27 protein-coding genes are annotated in these 24,982 nt (G+C 51.4%); 19 read left to right on the top strand and 8 right to left on the bottom strand.

The annotated features are described in order from the left end of the window. Nucleotides 1-33: 33 nt before the first annotated feature. Nucleotides 34-720 carry a LuxR C-terminal-related transcriptional regulator gene (locus ACX9GU_RS18190; RefSeq protein ID WP_473192449.1) on the top strand — a complete coding sequence of 229 codons (687 nt, stop codon included), beginning with the start codon at nucleotides 34-36 and terminating at the stop codon, nucleotides 718-720. Here ACX9GU_RS18190 and ACX9GU_RS18185 read toward each other — a convergent pair. Then, nucleotides 659-2,125, bottom strand: a complete 1,467-nt coding sequence (locus tag ACX9GU_RS18185; RefSeq protein ID WP_473192448.1) for an ATP-binding protein — start codon at nucleotides 2,123-2,125, stop codon at nucleotides 659-661. The two genes, ACX9GU_RS18190 and ACX9GU_RS18185, sit on opposite strands and share 62 nt — an antisense overlap. 3 nt (nucleotides 2,126-2,128) lie before the next feature. Beyond that, nucleotides 2,129-2,842 (bottom strand): response regulator transcription factor, encoded by a 714-nt coding sequence (locus ACX9GU_RS18180; RefSeq protein WP_473192447.1) that lies wholly within the window; start codon nucleotides 2,840-2,842, stop codon nucleotides 2,129-2,131. Between the two features lie 150 nt (nucleotides 2,843-2,992). Here ACX9GU_RS18180 and ACX9GU_RS18175 point away from each other — a divergent pair, with 150 nt between their 5' ends. Genes ACX9GU_RS18175 through ACX9GU_RS18165 form a run of 3 tightly spaced genes read left to right on the top strand, consistent with a single transcriptional unit; the run spans nucleotide 2,993 to nucleotide 4,742 of the window. Beyond that, nucleotides 2,993-3,592, top strand: coding sequence for a cytochrome b/b6 domain-containing protein (locus ACX9GU_RS18175; protein WP_473192446.1), 600 nt, complete (start codon nucleotides 2,993-2,995; stop codon nucleotides 3,590-3,592). A 10-nt stretch (nucleotides 3,593-3,602) separates the two neighbouring features. Continuing rightward, complete coding sequence (locus ACX9GU_RS18170) at nucleotides 3,603-4,391, top strand: molybdopterin-dependent oxidoreductase (RefSeq protein ID WP_473192445.1); 789 nt, start codon at nucleotides 3,603-3,605, stop codon at nucleotides 4,389-4,391. Nucleotides 4,392-4,451: 60 nt separating this feature from the next. Next, entirely contained in the window at nucleotides 4,452-4,742 is a 291-nt protein-coding gene (locus tag ACX9GU_RS18165; RefSeq protein WP_473192444.1) for a pentapeptide MXKDX repeat protein, read from the top strand. Nucleotides 4,743-4,818: 76 nt separating this feature from the next. Here the strand turns inward: ACX9GU_RS18165 and ACX9GU_RS18160 are convergent, their stop codons facing one another. Both ACX9GU_RS18160 and ACX9GU_RS18155 read right to left on the bottom strand, forming a co-directional pair. After that, on the bottom strand, nucleotides 4,819-5,409 hold the full coding sequence (locus ACX9GU_RS18160; RefSeq protein ID WP_473192443.1) for a helix-turn-helix transcriptional regulator: 591 nt from the start codon (nucleotides 5,407-5,409) through the stop codon (nucleotides 4,819-4,821). 21 nt (nucleotides 5,410-5,430) lie between these two features. Further along, entirely contained in the window at nucleotides 5,431-6,147 is a 717-nt protein-coding gene (locus tag ACX9GU_RS18155; RefSeq protein ID WP_473192442.1) for an EAL domain-containing protein, read from the bottom strand. Nucleotides 6,148-6,618: 471 nt separating this feature from the next. Between ACX9GU_RS18155 and ACX9GU_RS18150 the strand changes: the two genes are divergently transcribed. From ACX9GU_RS18150 to ACX9GU_RS18135, 4 genes are all read left to right on the top strand, one after another. After that, nucleotides 6,619-7,176 carry a fimbrial protein gene (locus tag ACX9GU_RS18150; RefSeq protein WP_037412058.1) on the top strand — a complete coding sequence of 186 codons (558 nt, stop codon included), beginning with the start codon at nucleotides 6,619-6,621 and terminating at the stop codon, nucleotides 7,174-7,176. A gap of 169 nt (nucleotides 7,177-7,345) precedes the next feature. Further along, nucleotides 7,346-8,077: a fimbrial biogenesis chaperone gene (locus ACX9GU_RS18145; RefSeq protein WP_473192441.1), complete on the top strand. Its 732-nt coding sequence runs from the start codon at nucleotides 7,346-7,348 to the stop codon at nucleotides 8,075-8,077. 74 nt (nucleotides 8,078-8,151) lie between these two features. Next, nucleotides 8,152-10,710, top strand: a complete 2,559-nt coding sequence (locus ACX9GU_RS18140; protein WP_473192440.1) for a fimbria/pilus outer membrane usher protein — start codon at nucleotides 8,152-8,154, stop codon at nucleotides 10,708-10,710. Further along, nucleotides 10,707-11,738, top strand: coding sequence for a fimbrial protein (locus ACX9GU_RS18135; protein ID WP_473192439.1), 1,032 nt, complete (start codon nucleotides 10,707-10,709; stop codon nucleotides 11,736-11,738). Before ACX9GU_RS18140 ends, ACX9GU_RS18135 begins: the two co-directional genes overlap by 4 nt. Nucleotides 11,739-11,837: 99 nt before the next feature. Here the strand turns inward: ACX9GU_RS18135 and ACX9GU_RS18130 are convergent, their stop codons facing one another. The 4 genes from ACX9GU_RS18130 to ACX9GU_RS18115 all read right to left on the bottom strand — a co-directional run bounded on the left by ACX9GU_RS18130 (nucleotide 11,838) and on the right by ACX9GU_RS18115 (nucleotide 15,635). Then, a complete protein-coding gene (locus ACX9GU_RS18130; protein ID WP_021180553.1) occupies nucleotides 11,838-12,281 on the bottom strand; it encodes a helix-turn-helix domain-containing protein in 444 nt (147 codons plus the stop codon). A 335-nt stretch (nucleotides 12,282-12,616) separates the two neighbouring features. Next, complete coding sequence (gene phoA, locus ACX9GU_RS18125; protein WP_473192438.1) at nucleotides 12,617-14,029, bottom strand: alkaline phosphatase; 1,413 nt, start codon at nucleotides 14,027-14,029, stop codon at nucleotides 12,617-12,619. 138 nt (nucleotides 14,030-14,167) lie between these two features. Then, nucleotides 14,168-14,875 carry a glutathione S-transferase N-terminal domain-containing protein gene (locus ACX9GU_RS18120; RefSeq protein ID WP_473192437.1) on the bottom strand — a complete coding sequence of 236 codons (708 nt, stop codon included), beginning with the start codon at nucleotides 14,873-14,875 and terminating at the stop codon, nucleotides 14,168-14,170. Nucleotides 14,876-14,951: 76 nt separating this feature from the next. Next, on the bottom strand, nucleotides 14,952-15,635 hold the full coding sequence (locus ACX9GU_RS18115) for an ArsR/SmtB family transcription factor (protein WP_209524085.1): 684 nt from the start codon (nucleotides 15,633-15,635) through the stop codon (nucleotides 14,952-14,954). 79 nt (nucleotides 15,636-15,714) lie between these two features. Between ACX9GU_RS18115 and ACX9GU_RS18110 the strand changes: the two genes are divergently transcribed. The 11 genes from ACX9GU_RS18110 (at nucleotide 15,715) to ACX9GU_RS18060 (ending at nucleotide 24,967) form a co-directional block, all read left to right on the top strand. Further along, complete coding sequence (locus ACX9GU_RS18110) at nucleotides 15,715-16,692, top strand: cytochrome P450 (protein WP_473192436.1); 978 nt, start codon at nucleotides 15,715-15,717, stop codon at nucleotides 16,690-16,692. Continuing rightward, on the top strand, nucleotides 16,673-17,020 hold the full coding sequence (locus ACX9GU_RS18105; RefSeq protein WP_473192435.1) for an antibiotic biosynthesis monooxygenase family protein: 348 nt from the start codon (nucleotides 16,673-16,675) through the stop codon (nucleotides 17,018-17,020). The genes ACX9GU_RS18110 and ACX9GU_RS18105 overlap by 20 nt, the downstream gene beginning before the upstream one ends. A 205-nt stretch (nucleotides 17,021-17,225) precedes the next feature. After that, the gene (locus tag ACX9GU_RS18100) at nucleotides 17,226-18,044 is read left to right on the top strand and encodes a winged helix-turn-helix domain-containing protein (protein ID WP_473192434.1); all 819 of its coding nucleotides are present in this window, start codon (nucleotides 17,226-17,228) and stop codon (nucleotides 18,042-18,044) included. Nucleotides 18,045-18,046: 2 nt separating this feature from the next. Then, nucleotides 18,047-18,535 carry a hypothetical protein gene (locus ACX9GU_RS18095; protein ID WP_473192433.1) on the top strand — a complete coding sequence of 163 codons (489 nt, stop codon included), beginning with the start codon at nucleotides 18,047-18,049 and terminating at the stop codon, nucleotides 18,533-18,535. A gap of 352 nt (nucleotides 18,536-18,887) precedes the next feature. Beyond that, nucleotides 18,888-19,445: a fimbrial protein gene (locus tag ACX9GU_RS18090; RefSeq protein WP_473192432.1), complete on the top strand. Its 558-nt coding sequence runs from the start codon at nucleotides 18,888-18,890 to the stop codon at nucleotides 19,443-19,445. A 29-nt stretch (nucleotides 19,446-19,474) separates the two neighbouring features. Then, nucleotides 19,475-20,032, top strand: coding sequence for a fimbrial protein (locus ACX9GU_RS18085; protein WP_473192431.1), 558 nt, complete (start codon nucleotides 19,475-19,477; stop codon nucleotides 20,030-20,032). Between the two features lie 68 nt (nucleotides 20,033-20,100). Then, a complete protein-coding gene (locus ACX9GU_RS18080; RefSeq protein ID WP_473192430.1) occupies nucleotides 20,101-22,584 on the top strand; it encodes a fimbria/pilus outer membrane usher protein in 2,484 nt (827 codons plus the stop codon). A 15-nt stretch (nucleotides 22,585-22,599) separates the two neighbouring features. Continuing rightward, complete coding sequence (locus tag ACX9GU_RS18075) at nucleotides 22,600-23,319, top strand: fimbria/pilus periplasmic chaperone (protein WP_473192429.1); 720 nt, start codon at nucleotides 22,600-22,602, stop codon at nucleotides 23,317-23,319. Nucleotides 23,320-23,327: 8 nt separating this feature from the next. Continuing rightward, nucleotides 23,328-23,906: a fimbrial protein gene (locus tag ACX9GU_RS18070; protein WP_473192428.1), complete on the top strand. Its 579-nt coding sequence runs from the start codon at nucleotides 23,328-23,330 to the stop codon at nucleotides 23,904-23,906. Between the two features lie 35 nt (nucleotides 23,907-23,941). Then, entirely contained in the window at nucleotides 23,942-24,430 is a 489-nt protein-coding gene (locus ACX9GU_RS18065; protein ID WP_473192427.1) for a fimbrial protein, read from the top strand. Between the two features lie 15 nt (nucleotides 24,431-24,445). After that, on the top strand, nucleotides 24,446-24,967 hold the full coding sequence (locus ACX9GU_RS18060; RefSeq protein WP_473192426.1) for a fimbrial protein: 522 nt from the start codon (nucleotides 24,446-24,448) through the stop codon (nucleotides 24,965-24,967). Nucleotides 24,968-24,982: the final 15 nt, after the last annotated feature.

The following is a 24,982-nucleotide window of genomic DNA, read 5'->3' as shown; positions in this document are numbered from 1 at the left end:
AAAAAGATAATATTTTCAATAGGGTAGTTAATTATGCATGCCTTCTATAACGAGACTTTTATTCTCTTTGAACCCCATCCTTTGGTGAATATCGGCCTGCAGGCATTGATTGACCCGAGCAATAAGAAAATCAGTCGTCTCAGCAAACTGAAAGATATTGTTTTTTCACTCAATGAAAATGGACAGCAAACGGTTATTATGGAGCTCTACCATCATACCGAAGACATTTATCAGGTAGTACGATTCGTGTTGACCTTCGGTACGTTTTGGCCAAAGGCGTCCTTGGTGGTTTTTACCGATATCATCAACCCGGATATTTTGTCGCTACTTGCCACGCAAAAACACCTCTCATTAGTGGCCAAGCGCGATAGTGTGAATTATTTGCTGGCAGCCATTTCGGCGGCCCATCCCACTGCCAGTTATCGTAGCCCAGCGATGCGGCGGCTGTTGTTGCAGGAGCAGCGGCCATTATCAGGTTGCGAATGGCGCGTCCTGGGGTTGATGGTTGCCGGTGCCAATGCGCAACATGCCGCTCAGGTTATCGGGCGCAGCTATAAGACCGTCTGCACCCATAAGCTGAATATTATGCGCAAGCTGGGGCTGAATCCGGTTGGCTTTATGCAGCTGTTGTTGGCGTTCAGAACGCGTTACAGCGATTCTAGTTTACCGACACGGAAAAACGAAAGCAGGCTCCAGCATGCTGCTGATCCACTAACGTAATGTCACTGTCGTGTAACTGCAGAATGCGTCTGACAATCATCAGCCCCAAACCCCCCGCATGGCGGCGGGCATGGTTGAGAATTGACGGGCGGATAAACAGATCTGGGCGCAGCTCCAAGGGAATGCCAGGCCCGCTGTCATTGACCTGAACCATCACCTTATTACCCTGCGGCCACAGGCGCACTTCGATCTCTCCACCGCTTGGCGTATGGCGGATCGCGTTATCCAGCAGGTTGGTCAGCACTCGTTCCATCATGCTCAGATCGGCAAACACCTGGGGGATGCCCGGCTGAATATCGGCAAGCAGGCGCTGTTGGCGAGCCTCGGCGGCCAATTCGAATTTCTGGAATACGTCCTGCACCAACTCACTGAGGGAGAACGGTTCTTTCTGGGGTTTCACTACGCCGTACTCCAGCCTGGCAAGCTCAAATAGTTCTTGCGCCAGCCGCCCGACTTTGCGGCTTTGTGCCAAGGCGATCTCCAGATAGCGTTGACGGTCGGTGGGTGTCAGCCTGGCGGATTTCACCGACAGCGTTTCCAGATAGCCATGCAGCGAGGTCAATGGAGTACGCAGATCGTGAGAGATATTGGCGATAAACTCGCGCCGTTGTTGGTCCTGCTGCGACAGGGTTTGCCACTGTTCGGTAATGCGCTGTGCCATACGGCGGAATGCCTGCTGCAACTGGCTGACCTCATCACGGCTGTGACTCTCCGCAGGGGTATTGGCATAGGTTTGCAGTGCTGCGATGCCGTCGCTATCCAGCGCACTAACCTGCTGGGTCAGGCGGCGGATCGGGCGTGTCACCCAGTGGAAGGCAAAGCCCCCAGCCAGCAGGCCGAACAGCGCCACCAGTCCCATCGACCACAGCGCGGTATAAATGGCAGAATTGATCTGGGCGCTATTGGCCAGCGCATCATAATCCTCCCCCAGCAGCACTACGTACAAATAGCCTTCAATCTCGCCATTGACCCGCAGCGGCGCGGCGCTGAAGACTTTTTGGTTATCAAGATTGCGCGGGTCGTCACCATAGAGGGGCATTTCAGCCCCGTTCAATAATGTCTGTATCGGTAACAGATCGACCTTTTGGCGTTTCATATGCCCGGCAGGCGCCGCGTTGCCGACAATATTACCTTGTTTATCGAGCAGATAAACCTCAACGCTCGGATTAACCGCCATCAGTTTATCGAACAGGGTATGCACCGACCGATCGTCCCAGCCCTGCGAACTCAACAATGGGTTGCTGGTGGCGATATGCTGCGCCAGATTGGTAGAAAGCCGTTGGATCACTGCCTGGCTATATTGCGTGCTGCTGCGCACCTGTAACCAACCGGAGATCGAACAGCAGATGAGCAGCAGCAGGGCGAAAACCAGAGTCAGGCGTTGTGTCAGCGTGAGATTTTTCATCTTTTACCCTTGCGGCGCCGCCGCGAATTTATAGCCCATGCCCCACACGGTGAGGATGTGCTCGGGTTCTGCCGGGTTGCGCTCAATCTTGATCCGTAGCCGGTTAATATGGGTGTTCACCGTGTGTTCATACCCTTCATGTTGATAGCCCCAGACCTGGTTAAGCAGGCTGAGGCGGGAAAACACTTTGCCAGGGTGGCGGGCGAAAAAATACAGCAGGTCGAACTCGCGCGGTGTCAGTTCCACCGTTTGCTGGTTCAGAAACACTTCGCGGGCGATGGGATCGATCACCAGCCCGTTGACGCTTAACGTTCCCGCCTCCATCCGGAGATTACGGGTCATCGCCTCTTGGCGGCGGAACAGAGCTTTTACGCGGGCGACCAGCTCCAGCATGGAAAAGGGTTTGGCCAAATAGTCGTCTGCACCCAGTTCCAACCCCAGTACCCGGTGGACTTCACTAGAGCGGGCGCTGGTGATAATGATGGGGGTATAGCGTGTCATATTGCGGGCGCGGCGGCAGATTTCCAGGCCATCGATACCCGGCAGCATCAGATCGAGGATCAGCGCGTCCCAACCCCCTTGTTCCAGCATTGCCATGCCCTGATTGCCATCGGCCGCATGGCTGATGTCATAGCCTTCATCGCTCAGATGCAGTTGCAACAGTTCGGCGATATGTCCGTCGTCTTCGACGATCAAAATTCGTTTTGCCTTTTCCATTTTCTCTACCGCGGTTAACTGGCCTACCTGAAGTCTACACAACCCCCACCTTGGAAGTGATCACATTTTATTTAACTTTGCGTGAGGTCTTGGGGAACAAATCCGTTGAATACTGCAGACATTGAACCGATACGGGGCAGGAGAGAAGCGATGATCACGGCGAAACAGACCCTTATCCACCCGCTGTGGCTAAGGCTGACACATTGGCTGAACGCGCTTGCCATGCTGATTATGGTCACCAGCGGTTGGCGCATTTATAACGCTTCCCCGTTGTTTAACTTCAGTTTTATCAACGAGCTGACGCTAGGCGGTTGGTTGGGGGGCGCGCTGCAATGGCATTTTGCCGGCATGTGGCTGTTTGGCATCAACGGCCTGTGCTATCTGCTGCTCAACCTGTTCAGTGGCCGCTTTAAACGCCAATTCTGGCCGCTCAGCCCCAGGCAGTTTGTGGCCGATCTGGCAGCCGCACTGCGCGGTAAGTTGTCACACGCCGATCTGCGCCACTACAACATGGTACAGCGTGTGGCCTATCTGGTGGCTATCGTGGTCAGCATCCTGATGGTGCTTTCTGGGCTGGTGTTATGGAAGTCTGTGCAGTTTCCTCTGCTACGTACCTTGCTTGGGGGCTACGACGCGGCTCGCTATGTTCACTTTTTTGCCATGACGGCGCTGGTTGGCTTCGTGGTGATCCATCTGGTGATGGTGGCCCTGGTGCCACGTACGTTGCTGGCCATGTTGCGTGGACGCTAAGGAGACACCGATGATAACGGAAAATGAACCCATCAGCCTGAGAGAAGGTCAGGATATCGTTAAAGAGGCGCAACGCCTGTTAGCGCGCCAGTTGGCATCGTCGTCGCGCCGCCGTTTTCTGCGCAATGGCTTGACTCTGGGGGGCGTGGCAATGCTGACCGGCTGCGATCTCAGTGATAACGCTCAGGTAGATCAGGCCTTGAGCCGCATCTCAAGTTTCAACGATCGGGTTCAGGGCTGGCTGTTCAATGCCAACCATCTGGCACCAGAGTATGCAGAATCGATGATCACTCGGCCATTCCCGTTTAACGCCTTCTATAGCGAGGATCAGGCTCCGGATATCAACGGTGATGATTATCGGCTGGAAGTCGCGGGGCTGGTACTGCACAAGCAACCCTGGACGTTGGCACAGTTGCATCAGATGACGCAAATCAGCCAGATCACCAGGCACATCTGTGTAGAAGGCTGGAGTGCCATCGGCAAATGGGGTGGGGTGCCGTTTGCCACCTTCCTGAAGGCGATTGGCGCAGATCTTAACGCCCGCTATATCGGCTTTAAATGTGCCGATGACTATTACACCAGCATCGATATGGCCACGGCGTTACATCCGCAAACGCTGATGGCGCTGACCTACGACGGGCAGATTTTGCCGCGTAAATACGGCTATCCGATGAAACTGCGGATGCCCACCAAGCTGGGTTACAAGAACCCCAAACATATTCAAGCGATCGAAGTCACCAACCACTTTCCCGGTGGTTACTGGGAAGACCAAGGATACAACTGGTTTGGCGGTAGTTGATTGCCGCTGGTGCAGTTTCATGGCACGACGCGTGCCGATTAACCAACAAAAGGAAATACCATGAAAAAGTTATTTGCCATGATGATGTGTAGCGCGCTGATGCTGGGTATCACCGGAGCCAATGCGGCCGATAGCATGGGCAAGGACGCGATGAAAAAGGACGGCATGAGCCAGATGTCTCACGATGGAATGGCTAAACAGGGCATGAAAAAAGAGTGCATGGGTAAAGACTGCGTGAAGAAGGACTCTATGGCCAAAGATGGTATGAAGAAGGATCACATGGCCAAAGACGGCATGAAAAAGGACTCTATGGCTAAAGAGGGTATGAAGAAAGATGCCATGAGCCAGTAAGGCGCCGGGGAGCGCTAATTATCCTGTCTCTGGCACGGCAAGGGGCGCGCTCAATTGCTGAGTCCGCCCCTATTGCTCAATTGCCAGCGACGAAAATGGTGCTCATATTTCGCAGGCGTAACTTCTTTAATGCGCTGTATTTCTGTGAAAAAATGGTTTTTGGATGGGTGCCGCGCTTGGCCGCAATGTGCAGCAGGCTATCGCCGCGCAGCAGGTTGAAAATCACATCGCTTTCTGCCGGGCTGAGTTCACGGGTTTTCTGCACCCTTAATTGCCCCGACTCTTCACTCGCCAACAGGTTTTCCACTTTTTCCTGCATCAGATAAAGCGGCATGCGTGCCGATACCAGTTCCACTGAGATCCCCAGGATCGCCAACAGCTTGGCCACCCGCTCATCATCATAAAACACCAGAATACGCGTTGAGCTCATGTGTTGCTGATGTATAGACACCAGGCTTTCGATCACGTTGACGCTTTGTTCCAGATTTTGCGAAGTGAAAATCAGCGCAATATCATGCTTGATAATTTTCTCCGCCTTTGCGCCACCGTGCATAAAGTCCGAAAACAGCTTGATATCGTACTTGCCATAATGCTTTTTCAACAGCATTGAAAGCCCGACATAGCTGTACTTACACTCACTAATCACCAGGACATTGTTTTTAGACATATTGGGGATACCCATAATGAGTTAAAAGTATTCAGCAGCAAGCAGCTGATTCAAATCTTTGATGCTGGATTCCTGCCACAGCTTCCCCTGCAGTGCATAATAGGGCATTTCGTCCAGCCATTTTTTTTGTTCGCGCGTTTCAACCCCTTCAATAATCACCCGGTAATGATTCAGATGAAAAAAACGCAACAAGGCGCGCATCAGCCCATCACCACCGGGCTTTTTCATAAAGTCCCACAGCAACTGTCGATCGAGTTTAACGAAGCGGAAACGGCTGTTATACAAGGCAGAAAACCCGGCATAGCCAGAACCAAAATCATCGAGCCAAAATGAATAATTATTCAGAGAGGGATCGTTGTGGACGCGGTTTTTAACCAGCCTGCTGGCGTTTTCGTTGATTTCGAAATGCAGGCAATTCATCGCGCGAATTTTATCGGCCAACGCACCGTTTGCCAGCGCCTGTAGCGAATGGTCATCGACATTGATGGTGGCAATGATCTGGTGTTGTTGAAACCAGTCGCGGTATTTTTCTATCAATTCAATTTGTTGATGCAGGATCTCGACGCGGGTTTCCCGATCGGCCTGCTGGAAGAATTGTTCTGGCGAGAAATGCGCAAATTCGCTATCAAAAGAGAAGCGCGATAAACATTCAACGGCCAGCAGTTGTCCCGATTTGGCGAACATGGGCTGAAAAACATAATTAATGCCGTTATTTTTATCGTTAAAAACGCTGCGCATTCCTCAATCCTTTGACTGAAATTTATCTGTATGATTTTAAACAATAAACAAATAAAATAATGGCTGTTTATTGGTAATAATCTTATTAAAGAAAGAATCATCTTATCTGGTGGTAAATTCCTCTAAAAGATTGAAATTTCAGAGGGAACACGGTTGCGCTCAAGATGGCCGTACACGCAATAACAGAGTTATGTTCTGGTTTATCGGCGTTTTATCAAATTTTTTGACCGCTCAACTTGACGAATGAAGATTATTACGATCTGGGTAAATCGTCAACATCGATCGATAGGTATTTGTTGATAGTTTTTTCCTATCATGAAGGGCGTTATGAATGTTTTAAACGATTTATCAATGAGAATGTTCTTGGACTATATTTCGCCGGGCAATGGATTCATCGGGCTTCATTCCTGACAGGGAGTAGCATCGTTGAATGTACTTAACGGATGTATTAATTCACCGAGAGTCGAAAATATGAAAATCTCTAAGCTGTCTGCTGTATTAGCACTGACTGTATGCGCCACCGCCATTCCTTCTCTTTCAGCACAGGCTGCCGATGGTACTATTACTTTTAACGGTAAAGTGACCGATCAGACCTGTACTATCAGCACCCCGGGTGGTAAAGATTTTACCGTTACTCTGCCGACGGTATCTTCTTCTACCCTGAATGCGGTTAGCGCTACTGCGGGCCGTACTCCATTCGCGATTAACCTGACCAAATGTTCTAAAGGCCAGGTAGCAACCTATTTCGAACCAGGTTCAACCGTTGATTTCAAAACGGGTCGTTTGAATAACCAAACCAAAACCAATGCTGCGACCAACGTGCAAATCCAGCTGTTGGGTAGCAACAACCAGTTCCTGCCAATTCTGGCTGCCACCAACAACGGTGCACAGGCTAACTCCCAGTGGGTTACCGTTGCCAATGAAGGTGATTCAGCAGACCTGAACTACTATGCGGAATATTTCGCAACCGCAGCGGCGGGCGCTGGTGATGTAACTTCAAACGTACAATACACCATCATCTACCAATAAGTTATTACCCGTCCCTTTTCTAGTTAAATGTTGTTTCCTCCCTGTGACCTTTCGGGGCGAATTGTTTCGCCCTGATAGCCTCTAATTGCAGGGAGTGAAAATCATCGGGTATTTATTCTGGCGGGTGGAAACTTTTCCCCCGCTGTATTTCTATAGTAGTGATATTGAAATGAAAACATCGTTTAAGAAATACAGCGTAATGCTGATGGCCGTGCTTTTCAGCAGCAGCGCTTTTGCCAGCGTTATTGTGAACGGCACACGCGTTATTTATCCGGCCAAACAGCGGGAAGTGACCGTGCAACTATCCAATAATGGGACCGCCCCAGCGCTGGTCCAGGCCTGGATCGATGAGGGCAACGCGGAAACGACGCCAGAAAACAGCAAGGCTCCCTTTATTATTTCGCCTCCGATCAGCCGTATTGAGCCCAACGGCGGCCAGGCGCTGCGCGTTTCGCTGACCACTACGGCGTTGACGCAAGACAAAGAATCTCTGTTCTGGTTGAACGTGCTGGAAATTCCCCCTGCACCAACCGGAACGGCCGCCGACACCACGCCAGAAAACTTCCTGCAGGTGGCCTTCAGAACCCGTGTGAAGTTGTTCTATCGCCCGGAAGGTCTGAGCGGCGTAGCCAATGACGCGCCAGAAAAACTGCAGTGGAGCTTCGTGGCGGCCGGTGTGAAAGTGAAAAATCCCACGCCGTTTTATGTTTCCTTCACCGAAATCAATGCCGTTGCCAATCGCAAGAAAGTCGCGTTGGCACCGCATGGCGACATGCTGGCACCTGGCCAGGAAAAAACACTGGCCTTTTCCGGTGACAGTTCACGCATCGCTGATATTGAGTACACCACCATCAATGACTTTGGTGGCCGGGTTCAACGCAGCAAAAATCAGCAAAAGTAACTCCTGGAAAGCCCCGTGCCGCGAGGTGAAGTCAGCCAGCGGGGACGCTTAATTTGGTAAAGGAATGCATGGATATGAACGAGTTACCTATCTCTGCCGCCGTGAAGTCGGCACTTTTCAACTACAGATCCATCCTGCTGTTGGCCGGTAGTGCCCTTTGCCTGACCACCCCGGCATTTTCCCTGGCAGCGGCTCAAAGCGATGCCAACCAGGCCGCTGCACCGATCGAAGCCACTTTCAACAGCAATTTCCTGGTTGGTCAGGCGCAGGGTGTGGACCTTTCGCGCTTTCGTGACGGCAACCCGGTATTGGCGGGGAAATATTCTCTGGATGTTTACGTCAATGGGGAATGGAAGGGCAAAAAGAACATCGAATTCAAGAGCGTGCCGGGTAAAGACAGTGCCGATACCTGCTTTAGCCTGCTGTCTCTGGAAGAGTTTGGCGTCGATACTGCGGCAATGGGTAGCGATCCGGCGGTGACGACCAGCAGCTGCAAGCCGCTGGGGGAATGGGTGCCGGAAGCGTCTTACCGCCTCAATACCAGCACCTTGCGAATGGATGTCAGCGTTCCGCAGGTCGCGCTGCGCCGTACCGCACGTGGTTATGTCGACCCGAAATTCTGGGATCGCGGCATCACCGCTGGTTTTCTGTCCTATAACTTCAACGCCTTTAATTCGCACAGCTCCAATTCCGGTGGCAACTCGGACTCGACCAACGCTTATCTGACGATGAACGCCGGGGTGAACATTGCCGGTTGGCAGCTGCGCCATGACTCTAACGTGAACTGGCGTAGTCAGGAAAGCACCCATTGGCAGAACACGGCCACCTATGCGCAGCGTGCCATTCCGGCTGTGCGCGGTATGCTGACCTTGGGGGATGCGTTTACCAGCGGGGACTTCTTTGATTCGATCGGTTTTCGCGGTGCGCAACTGAGCACCGACGATCGCATGCTGCCGGACTCCCTTAACGGCTATGCGCCGGTAGTGCGCGGCGTGGCGCAAAGCAACGCTCTGGTAGAGATTCGCCAGAACAACCAGCTGATCTACCAAACCACGGTAGCGCCGGGCGAGTTCGTGATAAACGATCTGTTCCCTACCGGCTACGGCGGCGATCTGGACGTGACGGTCAATGAGGCCGATGGTTCCGTGCGCCAGTTCAGCGTTCCCTATGCTTCGGTGGCGCAGATGTTACGCCCGGGGATCCAGCGCTATGCGTTAACTGCGGGCCAAGTTCGCGATGATAATTTACATACCTTGCCCGAGATGTTCCAGGCGACTTATCAGCGCGGGTTTACCAATATTCTGACCGGTTATACCGGGGCGACCGTGAGTGACGGTTACAGCGCGGTGCTGCTGGGGAGTGCGGTGGCAACACCGTTGGGGGCTTTTGCCGTCGACGTGACCCAGGCCAACACCCGCCTGAAACAGGGCGATATGTCCGGCCAGAGCTACAAAATCAGCTACAGCAAGCTGATGTCGGAAACCAACACCAACTTCACCATTGCGGCCTACCGCTACTCGACTTCCGGCTATCTGTCACTGCGTGATGCGGTGTATGCCCGTGATAACGAGAGCCGGGGCTTAAGTGCCGATGCGGTTAACCGCCAGCGCAGTGAATATCAGCTCACGCTGAACCAGGGGCTGGGTGCCAATCTGGGATCGCTGTATATCACCGGTTCGGTGCGCGATTACTGGAACCGTGGCGGTACCTCCAAACAGTATCAGGTGGGTTACAACAACTTCATCGGCCGAGTTACCTACGGTTTGTCCGCCATGCGTACCACCGATACTTATAACCACGATGAAACCCGTTACTTCCTGAACTTCTCGATCCCGTTCAACATTGGCTCGCAAAACATCAGCCTGAACAGCGCCTTGGCCTACAACGATCAAGGCTACGACAGCAGCCGCATCGGGATTAATGGCTCCACCGGGGAGGATAACAACATCAGCTACAGCGCCACCTTGGCTAACGACCAAAGCGGTGGGACCAACACCAGTGTGAATGGCGAATATCGCAGTCGTTTCGCCACCATGAACGGTTCTTACAGCTATGGCCGCGATTTCCGCCAGTCGTCCATCGGGGCTTCCGGCAGCATTGTGGCCCATAGCGGCGGCGTGACCATGACGCCTCAGCGTGGCCAGACCATGGTGCTGGTTGAAGCGCCGGATGCCGCAGGGGCTATCGTTACCAACTCTCCTGGGGTGCGAATCGATGATAACGGCTATGCGGTGGTGCCTTATGTTGCCCCATACCGCATGACTAACGTCACGCTGGATCCTAACGGCATGTCACGCGATGTTGAGCTGGAAAGCAGCAGCCAGCAGGTAGCGCCTTATGCCGGTGCGATTGCCAAGCTGGAGTTCAAGACCATCAAAGGTCAGGCGCTGATTATCCATGCGCTGGGCCCGAACAACACGGCATTACCTTTTGGTGCCGAAGTATTGGATACCCGTAACCAGGTGATCGGCATCGTCGGCCAGGGCAGCCGCATCTATCTGCGAACCGAAGCGTTACAGGGGCTGCTATTGGTGAAATGGGGTACTCAGCCAACACAACAGTGTGCCGTGAATTACCAGGCCAAAACACAAAACAGCACTGATTACGAAATTATCGAGGCGAGCTGCAAATGATCAACGTTATCCATAAATTCACCGCCATGCGCCAGCGCCCTAAACAAGCCATGCTGTTGTTGTTACTGATGTTGGCCGGGCAACAGGCTTATGCTCAATGTCGGGTTAACACGACCAGGCCGCAGGACATCATTATGAACGTCGGCAGAGTATTGATTACGCCGAATACCAAGGTGGGCGATATCCTGGCCACTGGCAAATTCGATATCCGCCGGGATGACAATATTTCTTGCAGCGGTAATAGCACGTTGTACGGCCGCATTTTACAAGGCGGCCCGAGTTCGATCAGCGACAAAATCTGGACCACCAACGTGCCGGGGGTGGGGTTGCGGCTTTATCGCCAGATCGGCTCGCAGGAAGGTGCCTATTATCCGCACGAGATTTACCGCAACGGCGGGGTGTATCTGGCTGAGGGGTATTTTGTGGTTGAGGTGATCAAAATTGCCCAGAATACCGGTACCGGAGCGTTGGCTCCCGGGCAGTATTCTTCTTACTATGCGGATGGGACGGGTCCTGCAAGACCGATCCTGATCTCCCACGTGTTGGCGAACAGTATCACCATTGTCACCTCGTCCTGTTCGGTGGATGCCGGTTCCAAAAACAAGGTGATCAACCTGAGTACGGTGGCTACTGCGGCATTTAAAGGCGTGGGCAGTACCGCTGCAGAGCAGGACTTTTCGATTAACATCAACTGTGTAGGTGGTACGGGGACGGAACTGTTGCCTGGCGGTACAGGGGAGGGGCTGGTGAACGTACGTTTTGACTATACCCGCGATACCTCGAATGCACCCGGTGTACTCCAGCCGGTACAGGATAGCAATGCTGCCAGCGGCGTCGGTGTCCAACTGCTGACCGGCAATAACTCAACGCCAATCACTAGCGGCACGGCGGTGTATGCCGGGCATACCATTGCCAACCAGACCAATACCATCACCTTGCCGCTCAAGGCGCGTTACTACCAGACCGCAGCGAAAATGAAGGGCGGCACCATCAAGTCGATTGCCACCTTTACCCTTGAATATAACTGATAAGACGTCAGCCAGTTCAATACGTTAGGGCGCTGCTGCGCCCGTTTAGCGGGATCTGAAAAGGCCAATGGGTTTATACACCCGTTGGCCTTTTTACTTTTAACGCTGGCCGACCCAGTTGGTGCAACCTTCGTCTACGCATTGGCGCTTGTAGAGTGAATGCAGGCTCGGTGTGCTGTGCCGATAGCTGTGTTCTGAGGAGAGGGCCACTTCATCTTGCTGCGGCGTGCGGCGATAGACCGCTGGCGTTTCACCAAACTGCTTTTTAAAGGCCCGGGAAAATGAAGGCTGGGAATCAAAATGGAACTGCAGGGCGATATCCAGAATGGGACGCGGCGTGGCGCGTAGTGCCTGTGCGGCCTTGGACAAACGGCGCTCGCGGATATAGCTGCCGAGTGCATGGCCAGTGGTACTGCGGAACATACGTTGCAGATGCCATTTGGAGTAGCCAGATTTTGCCGCCACGTTATCCAGCAGCAGCGGTTGATCCAGGTGGTTTTCGATCCAGTTCAGCAAATCGTGAATGATATTGGCGCGATCCATTGGTTTAATTCTCCTGCAGCGACGACATTCGGGTAACCGTCAAATGGGACTTAATAATCCAAGTTTATTCTTTGATAATAGGCGCGCATGGGCGGTTACGCAAGGGTAAACTTGGATAATTGACGTGGCGAAAAATGCTCCGCCAGGGGTAGGGGTTTAGTTTCCCCTCACCCCAACCCTCTCCCACAGGGAGAGGGAGCAGCCCGGTATCTCTGATGAGGCTGTGCTGCTCCGAAACGTGATGAGAAAGAAGTATTGCGCAGAAAAATCAGCGAACTCGATCGGTCCCCTCTCCTTTTGGGAGAGGGTTAGGGTGAGGGGAATGAGCCTGTTAGTTACTTGATGTTCATGGCGTCGCGCATGGTGAAGAACAGGTCGGTCTGATCGGTCAGCCCCACGATGTTGGCGGCATGCGGGCCATAAGCGGCAACGCGCAACTGGGTACCGGTATGGCCCTGGGAGCCTTCTTCCGAGTTGCCATAGCTGATGGTCATCACCGCGCCATCTTTGGTGGTTAATGATTGGGTCAGCCCCGGCGCCTTGGCCTTGGCGGCAATAATCTGGCTGGAGTGGGCGTGGTCGGCGGTAACGATCACCAGGGTATTACCGTCGGCGCGGGCGAACTCCAGCGCTTTTTGTACCGCTTCATCCAGATCGACCGTTTCTCCAAACTGGCCGCATGGGTTGGCATCATGATCCTGTTTGTCGATGGACGCACCTTCCACCTGCAGGAAGAAACCGTTGGGGTTGTTCTTTAGCAGCTCGATGGCTTTCTCGGTCATCGCCGCCAGCGTTGGCACATTGGCGCCGCGCTCTGGGTTATTCTCACAGGTCACCGCAGGCTGATCGAGATTACCGTGGTAGGAGGCTTTCGGTCCCTTCCAGCGTACTGGCATATTGCCTGGCGCGAACAGGCCCAGCAGCGGCTTTTGCTGATTGGCGAGGTTAATCGCGTTCAGGCTTTCGGCATCTTCCACCCACTGGTAGCCTAATGCGGCGGCCTGGGCCTTCAACGTTTTCCCCTGCCATTCACCGCTTTTCGCCAACTGAGCGAAGGATTTTGCCCCGCCGCCCAGCGTGACGTCGGCACGGGTTTTAATCAGCTGCTCGGTGATAGAACCATGCCCGCCGTTTTCCAGCGCGTTGCTGGCGCATTGCTCACTGGTTTCCTCTGGGCCGTAGCACTTGCGCGAGGTTACGTGCGAAACCAGTGCTGCCGGTGTGGCATCTTGCAGCTCCGCCGTGGAGACGTTGCCGGTGGCTTTACCCGCGGCCTTGGCCAGTTCCAAAATCGTCGGTTGATCTTTGCCGTTTACATCTACGCCCAACGCGCCGTTGTAGGTCTTGACGCCGGTAGCCCAGGCGGTGGCCGAGGCGGCAGAGTCGGTGACATAGTCCGGCTTATGGCTTTTCTTATCCAGCGAGTAGTGGGTGTATTGGCCGGTTAGCGGCAGAGCATCGATCCCTTTGAAGTAACCGCCTGCGCCTTGCGCATAGTTGCGTGCGCCGGTGATTTCCGAATCGCCCATGCCGTCGCCGATCAGCAGGATCACGTTTTTAGCGGTTTTATTCGACAGCGACGCTTGCAGCGCGGCGGTTTGATCGCCTGCCAAACGGCGTGCCCCGCCGGGTTCGGTAATATCGCCACGAGCCGCGCGGTTGTTGAGTTGATTGTTGTCAGCCAGGGCGGTGGAACATAACAGCGCGGATAATACGGCACCGGCGATCAGAGAAACGGACTGCTGCATGGGTAGGGCTCCTTGTCGTAATGCAAAAATATAGTTGGCATTATTTTGTTACATCGGAGAGTAGAGCAGGAAAGTGACATTTTTATGACGAGAGAGGTGGGAAAAGGGATGGCCTTTCCTGGCTATCCCAATAGGTTATCAGGCTTGGCGAGCAGGAATATTGATGCCGCGCTGTACGGCAGGCCTTGCCAGCCCACGTTCCAGCCATTGGCCAACAAGGGGGAAACTGTCGAACTCCACCACGTCGCGTGCTTCATAAAAACCGATCAGGTTGCGTACCCAGCCGAGTAGGGAAATGTCGGCAATGGTGTATTGCGCACCCATGATCCAATCACGCCCTTGCAGCCGCTCTTCCAGCACACCCAGCAGCCGTTTGGACTCTTTCTGGTAGCGCTCAAACGGCCGTTTGTCTTCATATTCACGCCCGGCGAATTTGTGGAAGAAGCCTAGCTGGCCGAACATTGGCCCAACGGACGCCATCTGGAAAAACACCCACTGGATGGTTTCATAACGTTGGGCGGGGTCTTTGGGTAACAACTTGCCGCATTTCTCTGCCAGATACAGCAGGATAGCCCCAGACTCGAACAGCGCTAACGGCTTACCATCTGGGCCCGCGGGATCGAGGATCGCCGGGATTTTACCGTTAGGGTTGAGCGACAGGAATTCCGGCGTCCAGGTTTCATTTTTGCCGATGTCGATCAGGTGTGCCTCATAGGGCAGGCCGATCTCCTCGAGCATGATGGAGACCTTCACTCCGTTAGGGGTCGGCAGCGAGTAGAGTTGTAACCGTTCAGGATGCATGGCGGGCCAACGTTTGGCGATCGGGAATGGGTTAATATCGGACATGATAACTCCTCGGATAGGACGGGATCGTCAACAGGTAAACCCATTGAGTATGGCAGTTAAGCTAGGCGCCAGGCATTCAAAGCGCCAGGCCAAAATGTGCGCTCAGCGCTTTTCTACCGGCAGCGGTCAGTTGCAGTTCACGGCTGTCTAGCTGGCGCTGGACCCATCCGCGTTTTTCAAATGCGGCCAACATGGCAGCGCCCAGTGCGCCACCGAGATGGGCCTTGCGTTCGCTCCAGTCCAGACAATCGCAGGCAAAGCGCCGCCGGGTAGGGGCCGGGGAGCAGTCGATACCCAACTGTGTCAAGGCAGCCTGCCCAGACTCACTGAGCTGATAGTCGTTATCCCCGATTAGCCAGGCCCGCGCCAGCAGCTGGTGATGTAATTGGACCGCGATCTCGCCTGCCATGTGGTCATAGCAGGTGCGTGCATAACGCAATGAGGCCGGGGTGCTGCTTTTGACCGTCGGGCGTTCTACACCGGCCAACGCCATCAGGCTTTCCAGCATATCGGCCACCGGTTTGCCCGCCAGACGGTAAAAGCGATTGCGGCCCTGTTTGACACAGCCGATCAGGTTTTGCTCCTGCAAACGTGCCAGATGGCTGCTGGCGGTGGAGGCCGCGACGTCCACCGCCGCACTCAGCTCCGTTGCGGTATAGGCGCGTCCATCCATCAGCAGGCACAGCATGCGCGCTCGGGTGCGATCGGCGATAGCGGCCGTCAATGCGGCCAGGCGGTCTTCAAGCGTATTGTCATTCATACTTCGAGAATAACCGAAGTGTTGCTGCTCGTCTAACCCGACAATGGTTGCTCTCTATTCTTATCGGAAGGAAATCACCATGACGGCCTGCCCCTTTTCTGTTGCATCGCGGCAAGCGGTGCGTGAAGCCTTAACCCATCCTCACCTCGGCGTTCGCCCCATGGATGAGCAGGTACCCGCAGCTTTAATTGGGACGCCCGCTCAATCGATTTTCGCCTCTCTGGTACGTATGAATGATGGTGCCGTGCAGCGTGAATTAAAGGGAGCGATCGAGGTGGCTCTGGCCGCTATCACCGACGATGAGATCCGTCAGGCTTCGGTTTACGTGGCTCAACGGTTAGCGGCCAGTTTGACAACGGCAGAGCAGCTCACCCGGTTTAACTACGCTTTGCCGATCTGCGTGCTGGCTGACTTATTGGGCGTGGCCCATCGGGATCGATCTGTCTTGGTGGATGAGGTGTTGGACTTTGTGGGCTGCATTGCTCCTGGCGGCAGCGCAGAGCAGATGGCTGTGGGGGCGACGGCTGCCGGGAAGTTGCAGATCCGGATGCAGCAGGCCGATGGCCCACTGTTTGAACAACTGTGCCAACACATTGGCGATCGCTCGTTGGCGATAGCCAATGCCATTGGGCTGTTGTTCCAGGCTTGTGAAGGCACCGCCGGATTAATCGGCCAGACGCTGTTGCTGGCAAATCAACCTCATCAGTCAGCAGAAGAGTTGATCCTGGCGGTGTTGCAGCAAACTCCGCCGATCCATACTACCCGCAGGTTTGCGCGACAGGCTACCTTGCTTGATGGTCAAGAGCTGGCGGTAGGGCAGAGCGTATTGGTGCATTTGACAACGCCGCAGGAAAGTTTTGCCTTCGGTTATGGTGCTCATCGCTGCCCGGGAGAACGTTGGGCACGGTTGATTGCCTTGGTGGGGATCGGCCATTTATCCAAACACCACCTTAAGCCCGAACTGTTAAGCCATTTTCGCTGGCGCGCTTCGCAAAATGCGCGCGTGCCCGAATTTTATACTGCTGGGGAGAACGATAATGATCGCGGTGATTTTTGAACTACGTGCTGCCGTTGGGCAGCGGGATACCTATCTTGAGCTGGCGGCGCAGTTGAAACCGCTGCTGGCGGAGATTGACGGTTTTATCTCTATAGAACGTTTTCAGAGCCTGAGCGAGCCGGACAAGTTGCTCTCGCTGTCGTTCTGGCGTGACGAGGCGGCGGTACAGCAGTGGCGCAATCTGGAGCAACACCGTCAGGCCCAGGCGCGTGGCAGGCATGAGGTGCTGGAATATTACCGGCTGCGGGTGGCCGAGGTGGTGCGGGATTATGGGTTGGAACCGCGTGAAGAGGCTCCGGCGGATAGCCGCCATTTTCATCCTGATTAAATTCGTACTGATAGCTATGTTAGGCGTTATACCTCCGCCACAATTAACCGCGCTCAGCGCGGTTTGTTATATTCAGAATGACACTTTAAAGTTTACGATAGCGCCATAAGAATTTTCTTAGTAAATTGTTGATTAATCTATAGCCATACTTTATTCTATATGCGTATTAGTAAAATTTTAAGAATATCAATATAGAAGAGTGAGCATGAGCAGTAAAATCATCTTAAATCATCATGTTATCTACGATAAAAGCTCAGGTTCTCTGACGGATATCGGGAACAAGTATGATGAAATTGTCCTCACCACACCAGCGAATAACTGTTTACAAATTCTGTTAAAAAATAAACCTGAAATCACTACACAAAAAGAACTGTTTGAGGAAGTGTGGGAAAAATATGGCATTCCAATTAACACCAATACGCTGTACCAAAACATTGCCATGATACGAAAGGCCTTTCGGCAACTAGGTCTTGAGGAGGATATTATTATCACCATCCCAAGACGTGGTATGCTGGTGGCAGATACGGTAGAGATTGCTGAGTATGAAGAGTGCGTTGATCTTAGGCTAGACAACGGGGCGCAAATGGCCAGTCACACATTGCCTAATCATATTCTTGATGAAAGACTGCGTGATGTAAGTAGTAATAATACTCCCCCTCATTACAACCTTAGAACGATAAGCTTGGTATTTATCTCTGTCATTTCACTTTTTATTGTTATTGCTGCAGTGGCTGATTTTATTTACGGTAAATATCTAAAAACACAAAGCATGCTTTATCATTATTCGTACTGGGGTGACTATAATGAATGTCAGCTATATGTTGATAGTTATTTTATAAACAAAGTGAAAAACAATGGGGGTAACTTACCCATTAAGGCAGATTTACACTGTGACAATAAAGAGCGGGTTTATATTTCACTCTATACCGGATTGCCGCGAGAGTCTTTGATTGTCTGTGATGGTGATGCTTTAGATAAAGGAAGCAGCTGTAGGTCAATATATCGCTACTTTATTGAGAGCTAATAATGAAAAGAAAATGGTGTTTAGTTGCGGCTATACTGTCACTGACGGCAGTAGCTGTTGTTTTAATTGACTATATGAATAAAAGACAGCTTCGGGAAGGCATCAGTTGTTACTCACAGGTGCAATATGACTATGTCTCAGATAAAAAAACGGTTGTTATACAGGCGGGGATATTTTTCTTGTTTTCAAATGGATATGGTGTGATCTCATATAGTGGAACACTCACCGATCAAGGCAAAGAGTATACCATTAAACGGGATGCCGTGGTAAGTTATACGGTGAGCAATAATAACTCATTTCTCATTCGAACCGACAAGCTCAATGTTGCGCCATTTGATACTCTGCCCGAACCCTTGGCTAAAAAATTTCTTTACAGTTATATCAGAGAGTCGAATGGCTGGACTAATGTCGGCATTCAGCGTAATGGGGAAAATGGCTATCTGATATCGACGAATCCCATCCCGCAACTTTTATGTCGATTTGTTAAGTAAGCCTAAACGTAACCCTTTTTATCATTAGCTTTTTACCTCCAATTAAGGCCATGCAGATTTCGCTAGCATGGCCTTTTTTATATGTCTTAAATGCGCTTAAATAACGATTTAATATCGTTTTAAATGTTTATATGTTATTGATTTATAGCTAATTTATATTAAATTCTCTTACATTTTATTTTTTAAGGAGAGTTCATTAAAATATTTTCTCATTAGCGGATTAAGATACTCCTCATCGCAGCTTTGTAGGTGACTATTACGGTTGTGGTGCATGAATTGAGAAAGGTGAGCATATTGGCCACTTCTTGATTAAGTGAAGTTTAAAGTCAAAATTAACTGAATGGAAATAGTTATGAAAATGAATAAAATTGTAATGGCAATGGTGATGGCTTCTGGTATTTCTGCGTTTGGGGCGATTGCAGAAGAACCGGCAGTTAACCCGGGTAAAGCAACCGATCAGGGTAGCGGTAATATTACCTTTACCGGTTCTATTATTGATTCGCCATGCTCAATTACGCCTGAGAGTTCTAACCAAACTGTCGATCTTGGCCAGGTGTCAAACTCATTGTTGGCAAAGGCGGGAACTTCTACACCACGCAATTTTACTATTGATTTGGAAAAATGTGATACTACGACGAAGAAAAACGTCGTTATCACCTTTGGTGGGTCTAAAGATAAAGAGAATAGCAAGTTATTGGGGATCACCGGTACCGCTAAAGGTGCTGGTGTTGCCTTGACCGATGGTAGCGGTACGCAAATTACGCTGGGCGAGCCTTCTGAGGCACGTGGTTTGCTGGCAGGCAATAACAAACTGAACTTCTCTGCTTATCTGCAAGGTAATAAAACTGATGGTACCGTAACGCCGGGTGAATTCTCCAGCGTTGCCAACTTTACGCTGACTTACCCTTAATAGATTGGGAGGCATAGGGTATATACCCTATGCTTCGTTTTTTATGTGACTTAAAGGGCGGATATTTGCAATGGATTGTCATGTGTAAGGTCATCCAGACTCTGTTGTTTATGGCTCTGCTATACTTAAATACGCCGGTATGGGCACAGGGTACGGTTAAATTAAAAGGGGCTATTCTTGAGTCTGCCTGTGCTATCTCTCCGGATAATGCTTTTCAAACGGTTGAATTGGGGACTATTCCACTCAAAACGCTTGAGCGCAATGGGATCAGCCAAGCCTATCCATTTAAAATAAGGCTGATTAATTGCGTTTTTTCCGACGGGAGAGGTGACGGGAATAAGTCAATAGAAGTGACCTTTAGCCCTGGCAGTCATGGATATGTTGAACATTTGCAGGATCGTGGGTTTGCACTCATGGTGCAGGATGAACAAGGCCATAAAATTACGCCTGGGGTTCCGTTGCCTGATATTTCGATCGATTCAGGTGAAATGCTATTAAAATACAATATCTTTTTAGTGGCTAATGGCAAACGAGTGACGTCAGGGAGTTACTACACCACGATGAATATAGTCGTTAGCTATCGATAGCCCTTATTTTCGCTTAAAAGTAATCTTATCTATATTTTGAGAATGGACTTTTATTTCTGGATTGAACTATGAACGGAATCAATAAGATTACTGTAGCGATTTTTATTTCACTACTGGGGTTCAGTAAACTATCGCAAGCAATAGAATTCAACCTCGACGTGTTAGACTCAGAAGATCGAAATAACGTTGATTTGTCACGATTTTCACAGCTAGGCTATGTGATGCCGGGCAATTATATTATGGCTGTTTATCTTAATGAACAGAATATTGCCGATCGTGAACAAACCATCCCCTTTTATGCTGACGCCAACGTTGCCAATTCCACCAAGCTATGCTTTCCAGCCGAGTTGGTCAACCGGCTGGGCCTGACGGAAGAGGCCGCTAGCAAGATCATTTTTTGGCACCAGAAAGAGTGTGCGGACTTCTCTGCATTACAGGGTTTGACGCTGAAGGGCGATATCGCCAGCGGAACTCTTTACGTCAGTGCTCCTCAGGCCTTTCTGGAATACAGCGATCCTAATTGGTCGCCGTCGTCCCGCTGGGATAATGGCATTCCGGGAGTGTTGCTGGACTATAGCTTCAACGCAGCAACCAGCAAAATGTACCAGGGGGGAAGCTCAAGAAATGCCAGTCTTAGCGGTACCGCAGGGGTTAATATCGGGCCTTGGCGGCTACGGGGAGATTATCAGGGCAACTATGAGTTCTCCTCTGCAACACGTCAGGCGCAACGTCATTTTGATTGGAGCCGCTGGTACGCTTATCGGGCGCTACCTCGTTTGAATGCCACGCTGACGCTGGGTGAAAACTATTTTTATTCCGATATCTTCGATTCATTTCGTTTTACCGGCGTGGGCCTGGCGAGCGATGAACGCATGTTGCCACCTAACCTACGTGGTTATGCCCCTGAAGTCCGCGGTATTGCTAAAACCAACGCCACGGTGACCGTTTCTCAACAAGGGCGGGTGATTTATGAAACTACCGTTGCCTCAGGGCCGTTTCGTATCCGGGACTTGAACCGTGCCGTCAGCGGCAGGCTGGATGTTCGCGTGAATGAACAAGATGGCACCCAGCAAACCTTTGCCGTGGATACCGCCAACGTTCCTTATCTGACACGGCCGGGGACGGTGCGTTATAAAACCGCCGTGGGCCGTCCTTCTACCTATCAGCATCATATAGAAGGGCCTTTGTTTGCCAGCAGCGAGTTCTCATGGGGCGTGGCCAACAACTGGTCGCTTTATGGTGGCGCCGTTGGGGCAAATGATTATCAGGCCGTTTCTGTTGGGCTGGGGCGGAATCTGTTCATGCTGGGGGCGTTGTCGGCAGATGTGACCCAGTCGATCGCCAGGCTACCCGGGTTAGACGGCGAGAAGAAAGGCAAGTCCTATCGGCTGAGCTATTCCAAGCGCTTTGATGAATTTGACAGTGAGGTCACGTTTGCAAGTTATCGCTTTTCTGAGCGTGATTTTATGTCGATGGGGCAATACCTGGATAGCCGCTTTGGGGGGCGCGCCGTCGCGCACAGTAAAGAGATGTATACCATAACGGCTAATAAAAGCTTTACGGCTGCCCAACTGAGCCTGTATGCCACCTATACCCACCAAAGCTATTGGGATCGCCAGCCGGAGGACAGCTATAGCCTGTCGGTAAGCCGTTACTTTGATTTTATGGGGCACAAGGATCTCTCGCTAAACGTGTCTGCTAGCCGTAGCCAATATCAGCAGCGTTATAACGATGCCGTTTTTGTCAGCCTGTCCGTGCCGTTGGGCAATGGCCAGAGTTTGGGGTATAGCGGGCAGAGTTCAAATAACCGTTTGAATCAGGCGCTGAGTTATACCAATAACGTCGATATCAATAATAACTACCGAATTGCCGCCGGGGTTAACACTCTGGGAGGTCAGCAAACGGCGACGCAGGTAAACGGCTTTTACACTCACCGCGGTGATAACAGCGAAATCAGCCTGAATGCGGCTTACGTACAAAATAGCACCACTTCTGCCGGGCTTTCCATGCAAGGGGGGCTAACCGCAACGTCAAAAGGGGCTGCACTGCATCCAGCAGGAACTAATGGTGGTACTCGTCTGATGCTAAGCACCGAGGGAATTGCTGGTGTACCGATAGAAGGGGGCGCAGTTCACAGTAATCGCTTCGGGATCGCCGTCTTGGCGAACATGAATAGTTATTACCGCACGGATACCCGTGTAGATATTAACCAGCTTGCTGATGATGTAGAAGTCAGCAAAGGGGTGGTCGAATCGACGTTAACCGAGGGCGCTATTGGCTATCGGCGTTTTTCCTTGCTGAAAGGTGAAAAAGCACTGGCGGTGATTGTCATGCCAGACGGCAAGCATCCGCCATTTGGGGCCAGCGTGCTTAACCCGAAGGGGCGAGAACTGGCCATTGTCAGTGACGGCGGCCTGGCCTATCTATCGGGTATCACTGCCGGGGAATCGCTCAGTGTGAACTGGAATGGCACAAAAGGCTGTCAGGTGTCCTTGCCTAAGCCATTGCTGGCTCAGGGAAATTTATTATTACCGTGCCACACTATCAAGTAATCAAGAGATCATATTATGAGTAAATCAGCTTTCATGACGTTTGTTATTCTCACTGTTACGTCTATTCATACGGCTTTTGCCGCGATTGCTCTGGATCGCACCAGAGTGATTTATGAAGGCGGCAGCAAAGCGATTAGTTTAAATATCAGTAATGAGAATAAGCAATTACCGTATTTGGCACAGGCATGGGTCGAGGATCATGAACAGCAGAAAGTCGCGGGGCCGTTAATTATTACGCCTCCGATCCAGCGTATTGAACCGGGTGCCAAAAGTATGGTGAGAATTTCAGCCCTGCCTGAGGCTAAAGCGTTGCCTCAGGATCGGGAAACGTTATTTTATTTTAATCTACGCGAAATTCCCCCGCGCAGTGATAAATCCAATGTGATGCAAATCGCTTTACAGACTAAAGTGAAGCTGTTTTATCGCCCGGCATCCATTGTGATGAAACCCGGCGCAATTTGGCAAAACCAGTTGGTGCTGCATAAAACCGCCACGGGATACCAGATTGAAAACCCGACGCCTTATTACATCACCGTGTCAGGGATTGCGGCGCGGGGAAAAGGCCGTGAAGACAACGGCTTTGTGCCGGTAACTCTGGCGCCGAAAAGCCGTACCGACGTGAAAGCAACAGTCTATGACGAGCCTGTTGTCACCTATATCAATGATTACGGTGGGCGGCCTGAACTGGCATTTACCTGTACGCAGCAACGCTGCAGCGTGAATGGCACAAGGTGATGAAAGCTTTGGATCTCATAAAATGGGGATTGGTTAGCACAGTGGTGGCTTGGTCATTGCCAACTTTGGCAGAAAACCACGCCCAGGTGGATGGCATGTTTGCTTCACTGGCGGTTAAAGGCTCGATCGTCAAATCGGCCTGTACGCTCGAGATGGTTTCTGAAGACCAAACCGTCAGCCTTGGGGGCATAGCCAGCCATGTATTAAACCGGTTTGGTGACGAAGCGCCACCCGTAGCATTTCATTTATTGCTGCGCGATTGTGGGCACTGGGGTGGGGTAACTCGCAGTGCAACACAGGGTAATAATCTGGTCTGGGGAGCGGGCCAGCAAACGGTATCCATCACCTTGCGCAGCAAACAGCAGCAAGGAGGGCTGGTCGCGGTCACAGGCCAGGCCAGGGGATTGGCTTTACGGCTGGAGGATGAACAGCATCGCCAGTTATGGCCAGGGATGCCCAGCCAGGCTCAGCTATTAATGCCTGGTGATAATCGCTTAACTTTTTACGTTGTCCCACAGCGTACGGCCGAGCGGCTTATTCCCGGAGCTTTTTACGCAGTGGTTAATTTTCAGCTGAATTATGACTAATCAGTTTGTGATCCCGCACGCTGGATGGAGGCCCTATGCTATGTAAATCTTTGCCTGCGCTATCCCTATTCCTGATGCTTTGCGTATCGCAGGTACAAGCCGATGGTGGCACGGTTATGAATTTCAAGGGGCGCATTTTCGAACCCGCCTGTGAATTTAACGGTGGCAAAACCATTGACGTCAATTTTGACAGGGTGGGGATTAAAAAAGTAGACGGCGTGAAGTATGCACAAGTCACTGCGGTTTCCCTAAATTGTAAGCAAGGTGGGGATAAAAAATTACGCCTACAACTGCAAGGAGATACGTTAGGTGGCATGGGGAATGTATTGACCACCAACGTTAACAACTTGGGTATTGCCATTCAAGATATTAACGGTGAGCCTATTACACTAAATCGATTTTTTGATGCACCAGACCCAATAACGTTCAGTTTTATTGCGGTGCCAGTAAAAAAGGAGGCAGCAATGCCTTTAGAGGCAGGGCCATTCAATGCGATTGCGACATTGGTATCTAGCTACTTTTAAGTGGAAGGAAACGTGATGCTTTATCGGATGATATTTTGTGTCTGGATGCTGGTGGGGATTAATAGCGTCAGCTGGGCGCAGGATCATAATATGTCTCTGCACGGTGAGTTGGTCGAAGAACCCTGTACTCTCAGCATGGCATCGGTTAAACAAACCGTTAAATTAGGTAATGTCATTAAGAATACGCTTTATCTGCATCAACGCACCCACAGTTATGGTTTTTCTATTGTCTTGGAAGAGTGTGATATCAGCTTGGGGAACAGCGTTGAGATTGCCTTCAAGGGTGTTGAGGACTTGCAACAGCCTGGTTTGCTGGCAGTAAACGGGATGGCGGAAGGTATTGCGATAGGCTTGGAGACCGAGGAGGGAAAACCACTGGGGATTAACAAGACGATTAAATCTTACTTACTCCATGACGGTAACCGTACCCTAAAGTTTGCCGCTTACGTCAGTGCATCAGAGGCAGCTATTGAACACCAAGGGATTGTTGAAGGCGATTTTACTGCGAATGTGGCATTTACCTTGGTTTATCCATAATAACAGGTGACAAAA

Source organism: Serratia sp. K1WW1, from assembly GCF_055790865.1.
This window is presented reverse-complemented; position numbering and strand designations above follow the sequence as displayed.

What these genes read in the sequence shown, in the direction of transcription:
- ACX9GU_RS18155 (WP_473192442.1), bottom strand. Translation starts at nt 6,147, where the DNA reads ATGCGCAGCGTTTTTAACGATAAAAATAACGGCATTAATTATGTTTTT.
- ACX9GU_RS18100 (WP_473192434.1), top strand. Translation starts at nt 17,226, where the DNA reads ATGAGCAGTAAAATCATCTTAAATCATCATGTTATCTACGATAAAAGC.
- ACX9GU_RS18190 (WP_473192449.1), top strand. Translation starts at nt 34, where the DNA reads ATGCATGCCTTCTATAACGAGACTTTTATTCTCTTTGAACCCCATCCT.
- ACX9GU_RS18160 (WP_473192443.1), bottom strand. Translation starts at nt 5,409, where the DNA reads ATGTCTAAAAACAATGTCCTGGTGATTAGTGAGTGTAAGTACAGCTAT.
- ACX9GU_RS18180 (WP_473192447.1), bottom strand. Translation starts at nt 2,842, where the DNA reads ATGGAAAAGGCAAAACGAATTTTGATCGTCGAAGACGACGGACATATC.
- ACX9GU_RS18065 (WP_473192427.1), top strand. Translation starts at nt 23,942, where the DNA reads ATGCTATGTAAATCTTTGCCTGCGCTATCCCTATTCCTGATGCTTTGC.
- ACX9GU_RS18075 (WP_473192429.1), top strand. Translation starts at nt 22,600, where the DNA reads ATGAGTAAATCAGCTTTCATGACGTTTGTTATTCTCACTGTTACGTCT.
- ACX9GU_RS18135 (WP_473192439.1), top strand. Translation starts at nt 10,707, where the DNA reads ATGATCAACGTTATCCATAAATTCACCGCCATGCGCCAGCGCCCTAAA.
- ACX9GU_RS18185 (WP_473192448.1), bottom strand. Translation starts at nt 2,125, where the DNA reads ATGAAAAATCTCACGCTGACACAACGCCTGACTCTGGTTTTCGCCCTG.
- ACX9GU_RS18110 (WP_473192436.1), top strand. Translation starts at nt 15,715, where the DNA reads ATGACGGCCTGCCCCTTTTCTGTTGCATCGCGGCAAGCGGTGCGTGAA.
- ACX9GU_RS18090 (WP_473192432.1), top strand. Translation starts at nt 18,888, where the DNA reads ATGAAAATGAATAAAATTGTAATGGCAATGGTGATGGCTTCTGGTATT.
- ACX9GU_RS18115 (WP_209524085.1), bottom strand. Translation starts at nt 15,635, where the DNA reads ATGAATGACAATACGCTTGAAGACCGCCTGGCCGCATTGACGGCCGCT.
- ACX9GU_RS18120 (WP_473192437.1), bottom strand. Translation starts at nt 14,875, where the DNA reads ATGTCCGATATTAACCCATTCCCGATCGCCAAACGTTGGCCCGCCATG.
- ACX9GU_RS18145 (WP_473192441.1), top strand. Translation starts at nt 7,346, where the DNA reads ATGAAAACATCGTTTAAGAAATACAGCGTAATGCTGATGGCCGTGCTT.
- ACX9GU_RS18105 (WP_473192435.1), top strand. Translation starts at nt 16,673, where the DNA reads ATGATCGCGGTGATTTTTGAACTACGTGCTGCCGTTGGGCAGCGGGAT.
- ACX9GU_RS18170 (WP_473192445.1), top strand. Translation starts at nt 3,603, where the DNA reads ATGATAACGGAAAATGAACCCATCAGCCTGAGAGAAGGTCAGGATATC.
- ACX9GU_RS18165 (WP_473192444.1), top strand. Translation starts at nt 4,452, where the DNA reads ATGAAAAAGTTATTTGCCATGATGATGTGTAGCGCGCTGATGCTGGGT.
- phoA (WP_473192438.1), bottom strand. Translation starts at nt 14,029, where the DNA reads ATGCAGCAGTCCGTTTCTCTGATCGCCGGTGCCGTATTATCCGCGCTG.
- ACX9GU_RS18060 (WP_473192426.1), top strand. Translation starts at nt 24,446, where the DNA reads ATGCTTTATCGGATGATATTTTGTGTCTGGATGCTGGTGGGGATTAAT.
- ACX9GU_RS18150 (WP_037412058.1), top strand. Translation starts at nt 6,619, where the DNA reads ATGAAAATCTCTAAGCTGTCTGCTGTATTAGCACTGACTGTATGCGCC.
- ACX9GU_RS18080 (WP_473192430.1), top strand. Translation starts at nt 20,101, where the DNA reads ATGAACGGAATCAATAAGATTACTGTAGCGATTTTTATTTCACTACTG.
- ACX9GU_RS18175 (WP_473192446.1), top strand. Translation starts at nt 2,993, where the DNA reads ATGATCACGGCGAAACAGACCCTTATCCACCCGCTGTGGCTAAGGCTG.
- ACX9GU_RS18085 (WP_473192431.1), top strand. Translation starts at nt 19,475, where the DNA reads ATGCTTCGTTTTTTATGTGACTTAAAGGGCGGATATTTGCAATGGATT.
- ACX9GU_RS18140 (WP_473192440.1), top strand. Translation starts at nt 8,152, where the DNA reads ATGAACGAGTTACCTATCTCTGCCGCCGTGAAGTCGGCACTTTTCAAC.
- ACX9GU_RS18095 (WP_473192433.1), top strand. Translation starts at nt 18,047, where the DNA reads ATGAAAAGAAAATGGTGTTTAGTTGCGGCTATACTGTCACTGACGGCA.
- ACX9GU_RS18130 (WP_021180553.1), bottom strand. Translation starts at nt 12,281, where the DNA reads ATGGATCGCGCCAATATCATTCACGATTTGCTGAACTGGATCGAAAAC.